This is a genomic window from Streptomyces sp. WM6386, from assembly GCF_000972385.1.
Lineage (GTDB): Bacteria > Actinomycetota > Actinomycetes > Streptomycetales > Streptomycetaceae > Streptomyces.
In genome coordinates, this window is the sequence record NZ_JXTE01000064.1 from 38332 (window position 1) to 53378 (window position 15047).

The following is a 15047-nucleotide window of genomic DNA, read 5'->3' on the forward strand; positions in this document are numbered from 1 at the left end:
GTACGCGATCGTGGTCACGCGATGTGGTCCTCTTCCAGTTCCGCGTTGTAGCGGTTCGTGAAGCGGTTGACCATGCGCTTGGACTCGTCCGGCGGGAGCACGATGCTGAACTCGGCCTCGACGTTCTCGCTGAACTCACGCGGAGTCGGGTAGCCGCTGCCGCTTATCGACTTCTTGAAGACCTGGTAGTACGACTCCTCGTCCGGCTCGGGACTGCCGCCGCCCTCACCGAGTTCCCGGGTGCGGCTGGGGCCCACCGGGATGGGGAAGCTGCCGGTCTCCTCCGAAGAGGGCTCCTCGTGAACCGGCCGCTGCTGTTGCTGGTACTGCTCGGCCTGCTGCTGCTCCGCGTACCACTGGGCGTACTGGTCCGGGTCGTACGCCGGGTCGTAGTCGCCCTGGTACTCGATCTGCTGGGGCGGAGCGAACCAGGGGCTCTCTTCCGGCACCGGCTCGTACTGCTCCTCGGTGGGAGCCACCGCCTGCTGCGGGACGGACGCCGCCTCCACGGCCCGCTGCTGCACCGGCGCCTCCACCTGCGGTGCCGACCTCGGTACCGGCGCCGGGGGGAGCAGCGCGGGCTCGATGCCCGCCGCCGCCAGGCCCGCCGGAGCCGTCTCCGCTAGCGGGACCCCGTACCGCGCGAGCCTCAGCGGCATCAGGGACTCCACCGGAGCCTTCCGCCGCCAGGCACGGCCGAAGCGGGACCGCAGCCTCGCCTGATAGACCAGGCGCTCCTGCTCCAGCTTGATCACCTGCTCGTAGGAGCGCAGCTCCCAGAGCTTCATGCGGCGCCACAGCAGGAACGTCGGCAGCGGGGAGAGGAGCCAGCGCGTGAGGCGGACACCCTCCATGTGCTTGTCGGCCGTGATGTCCGCGATACGGCCGATCGCGTGCCGGGCGGCCTCCACCGAGACCACGAACAGGATCGGGATCACCGCGTGCATGCCGACGCCGAGCGGATCCGGCCAGGCGGCCGCGCCGTTGAAGGCGATCGTCGCCGCCGTCAGGAGCCACGCCGTCTGCCGCAGCAGCGGGAACGGGATGCGGATCCACGTCAGGAGGAGATCCAGGGACAGCAGGACACAGATGCCCGCGTCGATGCCGACCGGGAAGACGTAACTGAAGTTCCCGAAGCCCTTTTGGAGGGCGAGTTCACGGACGGCCGCGTACGACCCCGCGAAGCCGATACCTGCGATGATCACGGCGCCGAACACGACGACGCCGATGAGAACGCGGTGCGTCCGGGTCAACTGCACTGGTGCGGCCACCCGTAATCCCCTCCCCTTGCGTGTTGTTGCGCGCAACAGAGTGGCACATGTGTGTGGCGCACGGGTGGCCGGTAGGGACCGTCAGCCCTTGTTCAGCTCTTCTTCGCAGTCGACTTGGACGGAGATGCGGACTTCGACGTGGACGTCGAGGGGGACTTGGACGCGGACTTGGATGCCGACGGGGACGGGCTCGCCGCGCCCCCCGTACCCGTGCCGCCGCCCGAGTTCGCCTTCGTCACCGCGGCCACCGCCTCCTTGGCCGCCTTCTTCACCAGCTTGGCCAGGCTGTCCGCGCTCGGCGTCTTCTCGCCCGCCAGACCCGCCCCGTTGTAGTCGACGGTCACGACGACGTTCTCGACGCGCGTGACCAGCGTCTGCTGCTTGAAGGAGCCTTCCTTTTTCTTCAGGTCGTACGTCACCAGCGTCGCCGCCTCGCCCGTACCGGTGACCGGCGCCGTCTTGGCGTTCTTCGCGCCGTCCACCGACTGAGCGTCCTGGACCTGCTTGTCGAAGTACTCCTGCGCCAGCTTGTCGCCCTCGCCGCGCGTGACATCCGAGTCGAAACGGAGCAACGAGACGTTCAGCCAGCGGAACTGGGAGCCCTTGACACCGTTGTTGTCCAGGCTCGACCAGGAGCAACTGCCCCGCGTCGCCACATCATCCGACTTGCCCTGCTTGCCGGACTTCGGCGCCTTCGGTACGAGATCGCCCAACGTGTCCTTGGACAGGGTGTCGCACGGGTCGGGGAGCGAGGCATACGTCGCCGCCTGCACCGTCGGCGACGCGCTCACGGACGCGGAGGCACTGGCACCGGATTCCTTGCCGCCGGCGTCGTCCGAGCCGGAGTCCGAGGAACAGCCGGCCGCCACCAGCATCACCGGGACTGCCGCCGCGCCGAGAAGTACCCGGCTCAGGCGCCTCACTCTCCCCCGCTGCCCGAAAGGCGCGGGAGGGACCCCCAGCTCACCCTGGTCTCGCTGTGCTGCTCGCTGCATGGTTCCTTCACTCATGACGCTGCTCGTGCTCCTGCGGTCGGCTCGGGTCCGAGGGGCCACGGTACGCGGTGAGGCAGCAGTGCGGCTCTGGTTCACCTGCTTTGCCGAGGCGCCCGAACGCCCCTCAACTCGCCAGCGCCTCCGCCAGCCGAGAGGCCAGCTCCCTTGCCCTGTCCTGCATTTCCTCACTGTCCGGCACCACGCCGACCGTCGCCGGCTGCTCCTCGTACACGATCGTCACGATCACATTCGACGTGCGGAACGCCACAGTCACCGTGCGCTGCTGAGCCGTCGAACCCGAGCTGCTGAGCGCGTCGTCCAGGAACGCCTCGTCACCCAGATCGTCGAGCAGACGGGGCTGCAGATCTGTCGGAGTGGCGCTCGGAGGGGTGCTGGAGGACGGAGAAGAAGGGGAAGAAGGAGGGGAAGAAGAGGACGAACTCGGGGTCTCGCTCTCGGTACTCACATCGGAGGTGCTCGACTCGGAGTTCGTGGGCTCCGGGAGGTCGGCGGCCTCCTGCTTCTTCGCGAACAGTGCCTCCGCCTGACTGTCGTCGCTCACCGCGTTGTCGTACGACACCACCCGCTCCAGATCGACGAGCAGCCGGTCCGTCGCGTCCGTCGACTCGACCTTCCAACGGCAGCCGACCTTGCGGTCCGTGTCGAACGTGACCGTCGGCTCGCCCTCGTACGCCTTCTCGCGCTGCGCCTCGTCCGTGATCTGCTGGATGCCTGGCAGGAGCGCGTCGAGGGTGCTCTGCCCGGCCGCGCCGCAGGGTTCCGGGAGCGTGCGGTAGCGGCCGGGCTCGGCGGCGGCCGACGCGGTGCCGACGTCGCCGGGGTTGGCGTCGTCCGTGGTGCCGCCGTCGTCCGAGCCGCCGGTGCAGCCGGCCAGCAATGCCACGAGGAGCGCCGCGACGCCGGGTACATAGGCCTTCCGCTGCACGGTCGGCTCCTCTCGCTGTGTGCGTGTTCCCGCTGCTTATTCGCTTGCCGGGCAGGGGTGACCCCTGGGCACCATGTGTATCGCACGCACAGCCGTGGACGCCGGTCCGTTGTCCTATTCGTTGATCTTGGCGCCGGTTTTGCGATTTGAGACTTTTACACAATTCCGGGGGAATGAGGACGATATGTCGTACGTGGAGATGCCGGGCGCGAAGGTACCGATCCGTATGTGGGCCGACCCGGCGTCGGTCGAGGACGGCGCGCTCCAGCAGCTGCGCAACGTCGCGACCCTGCCGTGGATCAAGGGGCTCGCCGTGATGCCGGACGTGCATTACGGGAAGGGGGCGACGGTCGGGTCGGTCATCGCGATGCAGGGGGCTGTTTGTCCTGCGGCGGTGGGGGTGGACATCGGGTGCGGGATGTCGGCCGTCAAGACGTCTCTGACCGCCAATGATCTGCCGGGGGATCTGTCTCGGCTGCGGTCGAAGATCGAGCAGGCCATTCCGGTGGGGCGGGGGATGCATGACTCTGCCGTTGAGCCTGGGCGGTTCCATGGGCTCGCTACTGCGGGGTGGGATGAGTTTTGGGGGCGGTTCGATGGGGTTGCGGAGGCGGTGAAGTTTCGGCGGGGGCGGGCCGGTTTGCAGATGGGGACGCTCGGAGCCGGCAACCACATGATCGAAATTTGCCTTGATCAGTCAGATTCGGTCTGGCTCATGTTGCACTCCGGATCCCGGAACATCGGCAAGGAGTTGGCCGAGCACCACATCGGCGTCGCTCAGAAGCTCCCGCACAACCAGGGTCTCGTGGACCGTGACTTGGCGGTATTCGTATCGGACACTCCGCAGATGGCCGCGTACAGGAACGATCTGTACTGGGCGCAGGAGTACGCCAAGTACAACCGCGCGATCATGATGGCCCTCTTGAAGGACGTGATCCGCAAGGAGTTCAAGAAGGCCAAACCGACCTTCGCGTCCGAGATCTCCTGCCACCACAACTATGTGGCCGAGGAGCGCTACGAGGGCATGGACCTGCTGGTCACACGTAAGGGCGCGATTCGTGCGGGATCCGGTGAGTTCGGGATCATCCCCGGTTCGATGGGCACCAGTTCGTACATCGTGAAGGGGCTCGGTAACGAGAAGGCCTTCAACTCGGCTTCGCACGGGGCGGGCCGGCGAATGAGCCGGAACGCGGCGAAGCGGCGCTTCACGGTGCGGGACCTGGAGGAGCAGACACGGGGCGTGGAGTGCCGTAAAGATTCCGGTGTCGTGGATGAGATTCCCGGTGCTTACAAAAACATCGATCAGGTGATGGAGCAGCAGCGTGACCTGGTTGAGGTCGTCGCGAAGCTGAAGCAGTTCATCTGTGTGAAGGGCTGATGCACGAGGCCCCCGATCGGGGGCCTCGTGTTATCGGCTATCGCTCGGTGGGCATCGGGGTCTGGCCGGTCCGCAGGCGCCAGAGGCGGATGTAGCAGCTCTTCTCGGTTCGGCCGAGTTCTTTGGCTGCCGCAGCGTCGTTGTTCAGGCGCAACAACACGCGGTCCTCGTGCGCGGTCCAGCGGCGGCGGACCGGTGCAACCTTCATATCGGCCGGGCGAATCCAGGCGGATAGTGAGTCAGCCGCCGCTTGCTTGCGCTCCAATGCAAGGCAGCCAGGGTAGTAGAGGTGTGCGCTCAGCGCCTGGGCCGCCTCCGTCCAGTAGAGGATGTTGTAGATGCCGTCTCGTCTATTGCGCTTGAGGCTGCGCTCCATCCCTGTGACCTTTCCTGCGTAGAAGCAAAGGTAGGCGCCAATGGCTGTGCTGGCGGTGGTCAGAGAGATGAAGGGCAGGCCCTTGCTGGTGTAACCCACGGAGCCGTCGGCATCGAAGACACCTCGGAGGTAGTCGAGGCGTGCGAAATCCCCGTGTGGTGGGGAGATCGTCTTCGATTTGCGGCCATAGGGCAGACCGAGGTTATTGAGCAGGGTCCGGGCTTCGAGGGAACACAAGCTCCAGGTGGCCGAGTTGTGCGTCTCAGCGAAGTTCGTGGACCGCGTGCGCTCGTTGATGCTGCTGTAGTACGGCGTGAGTTTCTGGAACTTGTGCAGGAGGTCGATGTCTCGAGCGTTGATCTCGACGGTCAGGCGGCCTTTCTGGCCTGTCCCTTTCGCCAGGTGCCCGTCCGCCTGCAAGAAGCCGAACATGTACGCGTACTCCGGGACCGTGAGGTCCATGAACCGGTGAGCGTTAGGCTCGCAGTCAGCCATGAGGAAGCTGATCCTTCCTTGCTGGTCAGGCCCTCGGTTGGGATGCCAGTCCCAGCCGAGGGCCGTCGATTTGATGTTGTGGTGCGAGCCTAGATCGCCTGTTCAGGGGCCGTTTGGGTGATCGATGAGGTTCACCCCTGTGAGTTAACCGAGGTGCTTCTCCAGCAAGGTCACCGCGTACGGGCTGCCCGATCCGTCGTCCTTTGTGGGCTGTTCGCCGACGGCTGTGTAGCCCGCGGACTCGTAGTAGGTGCGGAGGCGGGGGTTGGTCGACAGGCAGTCCAGGCGGGCGTAGGGGCGGGCTGACTCTGAGATGCGGGACTCCGCGTGGGTCAGGAGTTCTCGGCCGGTGTGGGGTGGGGCCGTGTGGGGGGTTGTCATCAAACGGTGGATGTAGCCGGCGTCGGAGGGGCGGGGGCCCCAGGCTGCTTCGTCGGTCCACCAGAGTTCGTACGCGCCGGACAGGGTGTCGCCTGTGTGGGCCAGCCAGACTTCGCCTTCTCGCATGCGGGTGATGAAGTGGGCCTCGGTCTTTTCCTGGGGTTTCCACTGGTCGATTCCTCTGGCCAGCATCCAGAGGGAGAGGGAGTCGCGTAGGTGGACCAGGGTCTTGGCGTCCGCCGGGGTCGCCCTTCGGTAGGTGAGGGGGTGCCAGGTCGTCGGGGCCGGTTCCAGGAGGTTTTCGCGGAGCTTTGAGGAGAGGGCTTCGGCGTTCAGGCCCAGGGCCTTCGTGACGTAGCCCTCTACCGAGCCGTAGCGCGTGTTCAGGGATTGCAGGAACAGGCGCATCACCGACTCCGGGGCGCGGGCGAAGCCTGGCCAGGTCGGGGATCTGCCCTCGTTCCTCTCCCGCCAGTCCGCCAACAGGGACGAGGTCGCCAGTTCCGTGAGGCTGAAGTCCTCGATGATCGTTCGCTCGTCGACGCCGAGCAAGGAAAGGATCAGGGCCGCCAGTTCGCCCGTGCGGTCCTTGCCGGTGGCGCAGTGGAAGGCGAGCGGGGTGTCGGATTGTGCTGATTCCGCTACCAGTTCCAGGGCCTGGCGGATTTCCTTCGTGCCGTCCTCGGCCACTTCCATGAAGCGTTCGGCGAGGTAGGGGCCGGGGTCGATGTCGGGGCCCAACGCCGCCTGGTTGTAGGGGCGGTGCTCGATGCTGAGGTTGACGTACTCGAAGGACGGGTGGGAGGGGACGCGGCCCTTCGCCGAAATCTCCCAGTCGTAGCGGAGGTCGATCACCGTGCCGATACCGAGGGACAGGAAACGGCTCCAGTCCGCGGTGCCCTCGGCCAGTTTGCCTAGGGAGTCCGCTCGGTAGAGCCTGCCCGCGCGGACACGGCGGCCGTCGGTCGTCCGATAGCCGCCCACGTCGCGGAAGTTGTGCAGGGTCTCGAAGCGCAGATGTCTGTCCACGGACAGCGACCCTACTTCGCGTGCGTCACCGCGTAGATCATCACGAAGGCCACGATGTGGATGCCGAAGAGGAAGTACGCGAGGTAGTACCAGACGAAGCGTTCGCGCTTCTTCTCCAGTGCGAGGTGCCGGCGGTCCGACTCGTCATCGAGGTCGCCTGGGTCGCCGTGGTCGTCGGGCATCTACAGCTCCCTGTGGACCTTCGTGTTCGACGCCTGCGCGCGGGGGCGCAGGACCAGCAGGTCGACGTTGACGTGGTGGGGGCGGGTGACGGCCCAGGTGATCGTCTCCGCGACGTCGTCGGCCGTCAGGGGCTCGGCGACACCCTCGTAGACCTTCTCCGCCTTCTCCTTGTCGCCGCCGAAGCGGGTCACGGCGAACTCGTCCGTCTTCACCATGCCGGGCGCGATCTCGATGACGCGGACCGGCTGGCCGACGATCTCCAGGCGGAGGGTCTCGGCGAGGACGTGGGCGCCGTGCTTGGCGGCGACGTAACCGGCGCCGCCCTCGTAGGTGCCGTGGCCGGCGGTGGAGGAGACGACGACCACCGTGCCGTCACCGCTCGCGACCAGCTTGGGGAGGAGGGCCTGGGTGACGTTCAGGGTGCCGAGGACGTTCGTCTCGTACATCGAACGCCAGTCGGCCGGGTCGCCGGTCGCGACCGGGTCGGCGCCGAGCGCGCCGCCGGCGTTGTTGACCAGGACGCCGATCGTCCGGAAGGCCGACGCGAACTCGTCGACCGCGGCGCGGTCGGTGACGTCCAGCTGGTATGCCGTGGCCTGGGCGCCGGACGCGTTGATCTCCGCCTCCAGGGCCTCGATGCGGTCCTTGCGGCGGGCGGTCAGGACGACGCGGTAGCCCGCGGCGGCGAGCTGTCGGGCCGTGGCGGCGCCGATTCCGCTGCTCGCACCGGTGACGACGGCGATGCGGGAGGCTGCGGACGGTGCGGCGGTGGCCATGGGCTGCTCCTCGGGCGTGCGGACGAATGGCTCTCGCCAGGATAGGCCGGTGGGGGCGGGGTGTGATCCGTGGTCTCAGCGGGCGGGCCCCTCGCGCCTTGCCGTGGGAAAATCGAGGTGGGTGATCCTCTGTTCCTGGAGGTGGACCATGGGAGAAGCGCGTGAGGTCATGGACCGGCTCACCGAGGCGGTGACGCACCCGGACCTGAAGGCCATCGCCGAGCTGTACGCGGAGGACGCGGTCGCGTTCACGCCCGACGAGGGGGAGCTGCGCGGGCGGGAGAGCATCGTCGAGTACTGGCGGCAGATGACGGAGGCGGTGCCCGAGGCGACGTTCGAGACGCTGCACGCCTACGAGACCGGTGACACGGCCATCGACGAGGGCATCTTCAGCGGGCGGAACACCGGTCCGATCCAGCTGCCCACCGGGGAGTCGCTCCCCGCGACGCAGAAGGACGTCAGGATCCGAGGGGTGGACATCGCCACGGTGAGGGACGGCCGGATCGTGGACTACCGGCTCTACTTCGACGAGATGGAGTTCCTGGGGCAGCTCGGACTGCTGCCCGACGAGACGCCGTAGCCGCCGGGCTCGCTCAGTTGCCCCGCGGCGCCCACATGATCACCGCCATGCCCGCGAGGCAGACCAGTGCGCCCGTGACATCCCAGCGGTCGGGTCGGTAGCCGTCCGCGACGGCGCCCCACAGGATCGAACCGGCGACGAAGATCCCGCCGTACGCGGCGAGGATGCGGCCGAAGTGGGCGTCGGGCTGGAAGGTGGCGACGAAACCGTAGGCGCCGAGAGCCAGCACGCCGCCGGCCATCCACAGCAGGCCGCGGTGCTCCCGTACGCCCTGCCAGACCAGCCAGGCCCCACCGATCTCGAAGAGGGCGGCGACGACGAAGAGGGCGGCCGAGCGCAGGACGAGCATGCCGCGCAGCCTGCCATATGGGTCCACATCACCTGGCCATATGGGTCCAGTCACCTGTTGGAGGGCGCCTGTCGCCCGCTCCGCGTGGGATACATCCGACGGTATGGCCAGGCTGGAGTGAGGAGTGCCGGTATGCGGGTTGTTGCTGTGTGCGTCACGGCCGTGCTGGCGGTGTGTGGAGTGGCGCCGGGGGCTTTCGCGGGGGCGGGGGCGGGGGCCTTTCCTGGTGGGCCCGAGGCCGATCTGGCCTATCACGGTGCCGTCTCCATGGCCGCCGGCCAGGTCGAGGTGCGGTTCACGCCGCGAAATCACGGGCCGTCGGCGGTGCCCGACGCGACGGTGCGGCTGCGCTGGTCGGAACCGCTGGCGAACCGACAGCTGCTGCCGGACGGATGCGCACGGTCGGGCCTGAGGGTGGTGCTGTGCCGGGTGGGCGCGCTGGCCGCGGACGGCCTGGGCAACCAGATCGGCTTGCGGCTGAACCTGAGGGGCAAGCCGTCGGAGGCCTTGCTGGAGCTCGACACGGTATGGAGCGGCGGAGTCCTGGACCGAAACCACGTGAACGACCAACAGCGGGTCCTGATCCTGGACACAGGCGACACGTACTACTTCTGACCGCGGCTGGGTGGGTGGCTGGAGGGAGGGATTGGCAGATCTGTCCCACGGTCCAAAGGGAAAACCGCAGGTGACGGTCTCCCCGCGGCGGACGGATCTGCCAATCCCTCCCTTCCCTGTTCCCCGGTGCGTCGTACGATCTCTGCATGGTGGAGGTGGAGGGTGGGGCCGGGCGGCGGCGGTTGCTCGATGAGTTGGGGGGCGTTTCTCGGCGGTATATGGCCTCCTACGCTCTCTTCAATCAGGCCTTCGCCGATCATCTGGGGTTGCATCCGACCGATCTGCAGTGCCTGAATCTGCTGGCCCTGGAAGGGGGGCCCGTCACCACCGGGCGGGTCGCCGAGCTGACGGGGCTGACCACCGGGTCGGCCACGCGGCTGGTGGACCGGCTGGAGCGGGCCGGGTACGCGGTGCGGGAGCGGGACGTGGCGGACCGGCGGCGGGTGCTGGTGGCCACCGTGCCGGAGAAGCTCGCGGAGCTGACGCGGGTGTGGGACCGGCTGGGGGGCGGGTACAACGCCCTCTTCGACGACCTCGGTGATGCCCAACTCGCCCTGATCATCGAGCACATGAGGCGTACGACGCGGTTCAGCGCCGAGCAGGTCGAGCGGCTGCGCTCCGGCGACGTCTAGTCGGACGGCCGGACAGCCAGTCGGTCAGTCCGCGTCAGTCCGTGGTGTCGTAGCGCTCGCGGGCCTGGTGGACCTCGTCGATGTGGGTCTCCGCCCAGGCCTTCACCGCGGTCAGGAGTACGGCCAGGCTGTGGCCGAGCGGGGTGAGTTCGTAGTCGACGCGGACCGGGACGGACGGGGTGACCGTGCGGACGAGGATGCCGTCGCGTTCCAGCGCGCGCACGGTCTGCGTGAGCATCTTGGGGCTGACGCCGGCGATCTTGCGGGTGAGGTCGCTGTAGCGCATCGGGCCGGTGGAGAGGGCCGCAACGACGAGGCTGACCCACTTGTCGCTGAGCCGGTCCAGCAGCTGGTTGGTGGGGCAGCCGCGGATGAACGCGTCGTACTCGACACGGGCCTGCTCGCGCCGCTGGGCCGCGGTCATGGTCGGCATGGCTCACCTCCGGGGTGCTTACGCACTTCCAGGTAACTACTTACTGATAGATAGTAACTCTTCCTAGGGTTGTTGGCAGTGAAGGGGGATTCCTTTCAAGCGGGGAATGCCCACAAACGCCAATAAAACCAGGAGACTTGGCATGCGTGCTGTTGTGGTGAACGCGTTCGGTGGGCCCGAGGCCGTGGAGGTCGTGGAGACCGAGGTGCCCGAGCCCGCCGCGCGGCAGATACGGATCAAGGTGGCGGCGGCCACGCTGAACCCGGTGGACGCCGAGGTGCGGCAGGGCGTCTTCGGGGGTGCGGGCAAGCAGATCGGCCTCGGCTGGGATGTCGCCGGCACGGTGGACGCCGTCGGGGTCGCGACTGCCTGGAGTGTGGGGGATCAGGTGGTCGGGCTCGACTACGGCATGGTCGCGCCGCTGGGCACGCACGCCGAGTACGTCGTCCTGGACACGGACGCGGTGGCGCGGGCGCCGAGGACGGTCGACGTCGTGCACGCGGCGACGCTGCCGCTGAACGCCCTGACCGCCGTACAGGCCCTGGAGCTCACGGAGTTGACGGAGGGGCAGTCCCTGCTGGTCACCGGTGCGGCGGGTGCGGTCGGGGGGTTCGTCATCCAGCTCGCATCCCGCCGGGGGATCTCGGTGACCGGGCTCGCGCGGGAGGGGGACGAGGAGCTCGTACGGTCCCTGGGTGCCGCGGGCTTCACGTCCGGTGCGGTTGAGGCGGGGGCCTTCGACGGCGTACTGGATGCGGCGGTGCTCGGGGAGGCGGCGCTGGAGTGGGTGCGGGACGGGGGTGTGTACGTCGGGGTCATTCCGCAGGCTCAGCCGGCGTCGGTGCGGGGGATGCGGACGACTGCCGTCGAGGTGAGTGCGGATGGGGCGCGGCTCGATGAGTTGGTCGGGTTGGTCGAGGAGGGGGTGCTGACGTTGCGGGTGGCGGAGACGTTTCCGTTGGAGGAGGCGGTGAAGGCGCATGTCCGGCTCGCCGAGGGCGGGGTGCGGGGGCGGTTGGTGTTGGTGCCGGGCGCCTAGTGGGGTGGTGGGGACTGTTGCGCGGCGGGTGCGGGTCGTGTGTGGCTTGTCGCGCAGTTCCCCGCGCCCCTGGCGGAAAGGCGGCTGCGTCGGCCTTTCCGCCAGGGCTCAGTGGTGCTCGTTCTTCTGCGCCTTGCGCGGCAGTAGGCCTACCAGGGGCAGGCACAGGGTGAGCGCCGCGGTGACCGTGATGAGGCTGATGGTGGTGGCGTGGGTGGTGTTGCCGGTTGTCCGGAAGTAGACCGTGGTCACCGCTGCCGCTCCGATCGCGTTGGCCAGTTGCTGTACGGCGTTGAGCGAGCCGCTCGCGCTGCCCGACTCCGCCGGGGCGATGTCGCCGATCGTGATGTCGTAGACCGTGCCGAAGCAGGTGCCCATGCCGATGCCGAGGATCAGCAGGGGTGGGACGAGGGACCAAGTTCCGGTGTGGGTGCCGGAGTTGTGGATCAGGAGGGTCAGGTAGGCGCAGCCTGCGATGAGGGTCAGGAGGCCGGCGTGGATGAGGCGGCGGCCGTGGGTGTGGATCAGGCCGTGGCAGGCGATCGAGGCGATGACGATGCCGATGGTCAGGGGGATCAGGGCGAGCGCGGTGCCGGTGGGGGAGCGGCCGAGGCCCTGTTGGAGGAAGAGGGAGAGGACGTAGAGGAGGCCGGCGGTCGCGGCGAAGGCGACGATGCCGAGGGCCAGGCCCGCGGCGAAGCCGCGGTTGTGGAGCAGGGTCGGTTCGATGAGTGGGTGGGGGGCGGTGCGCTGGCGGCGGCAGAAGGCGGCGAAGAGGGCGAGGCCGATGGCCAGGAGGATCAGTGGCCGACTGGTCCAGCCACCTGTCCAGCCTTGCGCCGAGCCGTCGATCAGCCCGCCCAGCAGGCCGAGCAGCGCGCCGGTGAGCAGCACGGCCCCGCGGACGTCGACGGAGACGGTCCGGTCGCCCGGGTCGCGCGGCAGCAGGCGGGCGGCGGCGAGCAGGGCGGCGCCGCCGAGCAGCAGGTTGATCAGGAACATGGGGCGCCAGCCGAGGCCCAGGACGTCGGCGTCGACGAGGAACCCGGCGAGGATCGGGCCGCCGACCGCGGACAGCCCCATCGCGGGCCCGAACAGGCTGAACGCCTTGCCGATCTGGTCGCGGGGCCAGGTGGCGCCGAGGATGCCGAAGCCCTGCGGGATGACGAGGGCCCCGAAGGCGCCCTGGGCGAGCCGGGCGACGACCAGCGTCGTCGGGTCGGGAGCGAGCCCGCAGGCCAGTGAGGCCGCCACGAACCCGGCGAGCCCGAGCAGGAAGAGCCGACGGCGCCCGTATCTGTCGCCGAGCCGTCCGCCGGGGACGAGCAGCACGCCGAGGGCGAGTGCGTAGGAGGCGCCGAGCCACTGGACGAGGCCGGGGCCGCCGCCGAGGTCCGCGGTGATCGTCGGGGCGGCGATGTTGGTGATCGTGGCGTCGAGGAGGTCCAGGACGTCGGCGGCGAGGATCACGGCGAGGATCGCCCAGCGGGTGCGGGCGGGAAGAGGCGGCTTCTCCCGTCCTTTATCTGTGTCGTGCAATATCTGCGTCACGCAGATGAATATGAGGCAGGAAGGGTTGGTGGGTCAAGTGGAATAACGGGGCGGGGGTGGCCGTTCAGCGGTATAGTTGAACGGTCAACAACTTGGAGGGTGAGCGACCATGCAGTTCGGGATCTTCAGCGTCGGCGATGTCACGCCGGACCCCACCACGGGCCGGACGCCGACCGAACGCGAGCGCATCAAGGCCATGGTCGCCATCGCGCTGAAGGCCGAGGAGGTCGGGCTCGACGTCTTCGCGACCGGCGAGCACCACAACCCGCCGTTCGTGCCCTCGTCACCGACCACAATGCTCGGCTACGTCGCCGCGCAGACCGAGAGGCTCATCCTCTCGACCTCCACCACCCTCATCACCACGAACGACCCGGTGAAGATCGCCGAGGACTTCGCGATGCTCCAGCACCTCGCCGACGGCCGGGTGGACCTGATGATGGGCCGCGGCAACACCGGCCCCGTCTACCCCTGGTTCGGGCAGGACATCCGCGAGGGCATCAACCTCGCCATCGACAACTACGCCCTGCTGCGCCGCCTGTGGCGCGAGGACGTCGTGAACTGGGAGGGGAAGTTCCGTACGGCGCTCCAGGGCTTCACCTCCACACCCCGCCCCCTGGACGGCGTACCGCCCTTCGTCTGGCACGGCTCCATCCGCTCGCCCGAGATCGCCGAACAGGCCGCGTACTACGGCGACGGCTTCTTCCACAACAACATCTTCTGGCCGGCCGACCACACCAAGCGGATGGTCGAGCTGTACCGCAGCCGCTACGCGCACTACGGCCACGGCACGCCCGAGCAGGCGATCGTGGGACTCGGCGGGCAGATCTTCATGCGGAAGAACTCCCAGGACGCGATCCGCGAGTTCCGGCCCTACTTCGACGTCGCGCCGGTCTACGGACACGGGCCGTCCCTGGAGGACTTCACCGACCAGACCCCGCTGACCGTGGGCTCCCCGGAGCAGGTCATCGAGAAGACGCTGGGCTTTCGCGAGTACGCCGGTGACTACCAGCGCCAGCTGTTCCTGGTGGACCACGCCGGGCTGCCGCTGAAGACCGTCCTGGAGCAGATCGACATGCTGGGCGAGGAGGTCGTTCCAGTGCTGCGCGAGGAGTTCGCGAAGGGCCGCGCGAAGGATGTCCCCGAGGCGCCGACCCACGCGTCGCTGCTCGCCGAAGTGAAGAAGGAGACCGTCGTATGAAGCTCGTCGTCGTCTCTGCGGGACTGAGCGTGCCGTCCTCCACGCGACTGCTGGCCGACCGGCTGGCGGCGGCCGTGGACCAGGCCGCTCCGGCCGAGGTGCAGGTCGTCGAGGTCCGTGACCTCGCCGTGGCGATCGCCCACCACCTCACCAGCGGGTTCCCGGGGCCCGCTCTCGCCGCCGCGCAGGACGCCGTGGCCGGGGCGGACGCGCTGATCGTCGTCACTCCGGTGTTCTCGGCGTCGTACAGCGGACTCTTCAAGTCGTTCTTCGACGTCCTCGACAAGGACGCGCTGGCCGGGAAGCCGGTGCTCCTCGCGGCGACCGGCGGCAGCGCGCGGCACTCGCTGGTGCTGGACCACGCGCTGCGGCCGCTCTTCTCCCATCTGCGGGCCGTCGTCGTGCCGACCGGGGTCTACGCCGCCTCGGAGGACTGGGGCGCGGAGGGGCTGGAGGGGCGGATCGAGCGGGCGGCGGGGGAGCTGGCGGCGCTGCTGCCCGAGGGCCGTACGGAGGCCAAGTCGGTCACGTCGGCCGCTTCGGTCACGTCGGCCAAGGCCAGGGACCGCTTCGAGGTGGTCCCGTTCGCCGAACAGCTGGCGGCACTGTCGCCGACGGGCGCGCCGGCGGTCTGAGGGCTCGGTGGCTGGGTCCCTTCGTGGCTGGGTCACCCGGCCACCTGGTCCCCCGGCCACCTGGTCCCCCGGCCACCTGGTCCCCTGGTCACCCGGTCACCCGGTCACCCGGTCACCCGGTCACCCGGTCACCCGGTCACCCGGTCACCCGGTCACCCGGTCACCCGGTCACCCGGTCACCCGGT

The 15047-nt window shown here is 68.5% G+C and carries 17 protein-coding genes; 7 read left to right on the top strand and 10 right to left on the bottom strand.

The window, feature by feature from the left end; all coding sequences use genetic code 11:
* Positions 1–14 precede the first annotated feature (14 nt).
* The 3 genes from TN53_RS31450 to TN53_RS31460 form a co-directional block, all read right to left on the bottom strand.
* Positions 15–1271, bottom strand: coding sequence for a DUF2637 domain-containing protein (locus tag TN53_RS31450; RefSeq protein ID WP_095046829.1), 1257 nt, complete (start codon positions 1269–1271; stop codon positions 15–17).
* A 92-nt stretch (positions 1272–1363) separates the two neighbouring features.
* Entirely contained in the window at positions 1364–2281 is a 918-nt protein-coding gene (locus TN53_RS31455) for a DUF3558 family protein (RefSeq protein WP_046262133.1), read from the bottom strand.
* A gap of 109 nt (positions 2282–2390) precedes the next feature.
* Positions 2391–3212 carry a hypothetical protein gene (locus TN53_RS31460; protein ID WP_046262134.1) on the bottom strand — a complete coding sequence of 274 codons (822 nt, stop codon included), beginning with the start codon at positions 3210–3212 and terminating at the stop codon, positions 2391–2393.
* A gap of 184 nt (positions 3213–3396) precedes the next feature.
* Between TN53_RS31460 and TN53_RS31465 the strand changes: the two genes are divergently transcribed.
* Positions 3397–4590 carry an RtcB family protein gene (locus tag TN53_RS31465; RefSeq protein ID WP_046262135.1) on the top strand — a complete coding sequence of 398 codons (1194 nt, stop codon included), beginning with the start codon at positions 3397–3399 and terminating at the stop codon, positions 4588–4590.
* 37 nt (positions 4591–4627) lie between these two features.
* On the opposite strand, the gene TN53_RS31470 is transcribed toward TN53_RS31465, so the two are convergent.
* The 4 genes from TN53_RS31470 to TN53_RS31480 form a co-directional block, all read right to left on the bottom strand.
* The gene (locus TN53_RS31470; RefSeq protein ID WP_324609636.1) at positions 4628–5428 is read right to left on the bottom strand and encodes an LAGLIDADG family homing endonuclease; all 801 of its coding nucleotides are present in this window, start codon (positions 5426–5428) and stop codon (positions 4628–4630) included.
* A gap of 177 nt (positions 5429–5605) precedes the next feature.
* Positions 5606–6871, bottom strand: a complete 1266-nt coding sequence (locus TN53_RS31475; protein ID WP_046262137.1) for a tyrosine-protein phosphatase — start codon at positions 6869–6871, stop codon at positions 5606–5608.
* 11 nt (positions 6872–6882) lie between these two features.
* Positions 6883–7053 carry a hypothetical protein gene (locus TN53_RS47965; protein WP_199924675.1) on the bottom strand — a complete coding sequence of 57 codons (171 nt, stop codon included), beginning with the start codon at positions 7051–7053 and terminating at the stop codon, positions 6883–6885.
* On the bottom strand, positions 7054–7830 hold the full coding sequence (locus tag TN53_RS31480) for an SDR family NAD(P)-dependent oxidoreductase (protein ID WP_046262138.1): 777 nt from the start codon (positions 7828–7830) through the stop codon (positions 7054–7056).
* Positions 7831–7978: 148 nt separating this feature from the next.
* On the opposite strand from TN53_RS31480, the gene TN53_RS31485 reads away from it, so the two are divergent.
* Positions 7979–8410, top strand: a complete 432-nt coding sequence (locus tag TN53_RS31485) for an ester cyclase (protein ID WP_046262139.1) — start codon at positions 7979–7981, stop codon at positions 8408–8410.
* 13 nt (positions 8411–8423) lie between these two features.
* On the opposite strand, the gene TN53_RS31490 is transcribed toward TN53_RS31485, so the two are convergent.
* The gene (locus TN53_RS31490; protein WP_046262140.1) at positions 8424–8759 is read right to left on the bottom strand and encodes a YnfA family protein; all 336 of its coding nucleotides are present in this window, start codon (positions 8757–8759) and stop codon (positions 8424–8426) included.
* A 132-nt stretch (positions 8760–8891) separates the two neighbouring features.
* Here TN53_RS31490 and TN53_RS31495 point away from each other — a divergent pair, with 132 nt between their 5' ends.
* Both TN53_RS31495 and TN53_RS31500 read left to right on the top strand, forming a co-directional pair.
* A complete protein-coding gene (locus TN53_RS31495) occupies positions 8892–9374 on the top strand; it encodes a hypothetical protein (protein WP_046262141.1) in 483 nt (160 codons plus the stop codon).
* Between the two features lie 146 nt (positions 9375–9520).
* Positions 9521–10006, top strand: coding sequence for a MarR family winged helix-turn-helix transcriptional regulator (locus tag TN53_RS31500; protein ID WP_046262142.1), 486 nt, complete (start codon positions 9521–9523; stop codon positions 10004–10006).
* A 34-nt stretch (positions 10007–10040) separates the two neighbouring features.
* Here the strand turns inward: TN53_RS31500 and TN53_RS31505 are convergent, their stop codons facing one another.
* Positions 10041–10439 carry a winged helix-turn-helix transcriptional regulator gene (locus TN53_RS31505; RefSeq protein WP_046262143.1) on the bottom strand — a complete coding sequence of 133 codons (399 nt, stop codon included), beginning with the start codon at positions 10437–10439 and terminating at the stop codon, positions 10041–10043.
* 142 nt (positions 10440–10581) lie between these two features.
* Between TN53_RS31505 and TN53_RS31510 the strand changes: the two genes are divergently transcribed.
* A complete protein-coding gene (locus TN53_RS31510; protein ID WP_046262144.1) occupies positions 10582–11478 on the top strand; it encodes an NADP-dependent oxidoreductase in 897 nt (298 codons plus the stop codon).
* A gap of 108 nt (positions 11479–11586) precedes the next feature.
* Here the strand turns inward: TN53_RS31510 and TN53_RS31515 are convergent, their stop codons facing one another.
* On the bottom strand, positions 11587–13029 hold the full coding sequence (locus TN53_RS31515) for an MFS transporter (protein WP_052745342.1): 1443 nt from the start codon (positions 13027–13029) through the stop codon (positions 11587–11589).
* 109 nt (positions 13030–13138) lie between these two features.
* Between TN53_RS31515 and TN53_RS31520 the strand changes: the two genes are divergently transcribed.
* Together TN53_RS31520 and TN53_RS31525 are read left to right on the top strand one after the other, a co-directional pair.
* Positions 13139–14227, top strand: a complete 1089-nt coding sequence (locus tag TN53_RS31520) for an LLM class flavin-dependent oxidoreductase (protein WP_046262145.1) — start codon at positions 13139–13141, stop codon at positions 14225–14227.
* Complete coding sequence (locus TN53_RS31525; RefSeq protein WP_046262146.1) at positions 14224–14862, top strand: CE1759 family FMN reductase; 639 nt, start codon at positions 14224–14226, stop codon at positions 14860–14862. Before TN53_RS31520 ends, TN53_RS31525 begins: the two co-directional genes overlap by 4 nt.
* The last annotated feature ends 185 nt before the right edge of the window (positions 14863–15047 follow it).

What these genes read in the sequence shown, in the direction of transcription:
- TN53_RS31520 (WP_046262145.1), top strand. Translation starts at nt 13,139, where the DNA reads ATGCAGTTCGGGATCTTCAGCGTCGGCGATGTCACGCCGGACCCCACC.
- TN53_RS31480 (WP_046262138.1), bottom strand. Translation starts at nt 7,830, where the DNA reads ATGGCCACCGCCGCACCGTCCGCAGCCTCCCGCATCGCCGTCGTCACC.
- TN53_RS31500 (WP_046262142.1), top strand. Translation starts at nt 9,521, where the DNA reads ATGGTGGAGGTGGAGGGTGGGGCCGGGCGGCGGCGGTTGCTCGATGAG.
- TN53_RS31485 (WP_046262139.1), top strand. Translation starts at nt 7,979, where the DNA reads ATGGGAGAAGCGCGTGAGGTCATGGACCGGCTCACCGAGGCGGTGACG.
- TN53_RS31490 (WP_046262140.1), bottom strand. Translation starts at nt 8,759, where the DNA reads ATGCTCGTCCTGCGCTCGGCCGCCCTCTTCGTCGTCGCCGCCCTCTTC.
- TN53_RS47965 (WP_199924675.1), bottom strand. Translation starts at nt 7,053, where the DNA reads ATGCCCGACGACCACGGCGACCCAGGCGACCTCGATGACGAGTCGGAC.
- TN53_RS31525 (WP_046262146.1), top strand. Translation starts at nt 14,224, where the DNA reads ATGAAGCTCGTCGTCGTCTCTGCGGGACTGAGCGTGCCGTCCTCCACG.
- TN53_RS31465 (WP_046262135.1), top strand. Translation starts at nt 3,397, where the DNA reads ATGTCGTACGTGGAGATGCCGGGCGCGAAGGTACCGATCCGTATGTGG.
- TN53_RS31505 (WP_046262143.1), bottom strand. Translation starts at nt 10,439, where the DNA reads ATGCCGACCATGACCGCGGCCCAGCGGCGCGAGCAGGCCCGTGTCGAG.
- TN53_RS31470 (WP_324609636.1), bottom strand. Translation starts at nt 5,428, where the DNA reads ATGGACCTCACGGTCCCGGAGTACGCGTACATGTTCGGCTTCTTGCAG.
- TN53_RS31455 (WP_046262133.1), bottom strand. Translation starts at nt 2,281, where the DNA reads ATGAGTGAAGGAACCATGCAGCGAGCAGCACAGCGAGACCAGGGTGAG.
- TN53_RS31495 (WP_046262141.1), top strand. Translation starts at nt 8,892, where the DNA reads ATGCGGGTTGTTGCTGTGTGCGTCACGGCCGTGCTGGCGGTGTGTGGA.
- TN53_RS31510 (WP_046262144.1), top strand. Translation starts at nt 10,582, where the DNA reads ATGCGTGCTGTTGTGGTGAACGCGTTCGGTGGGCCCGAGGCCGTGGAG.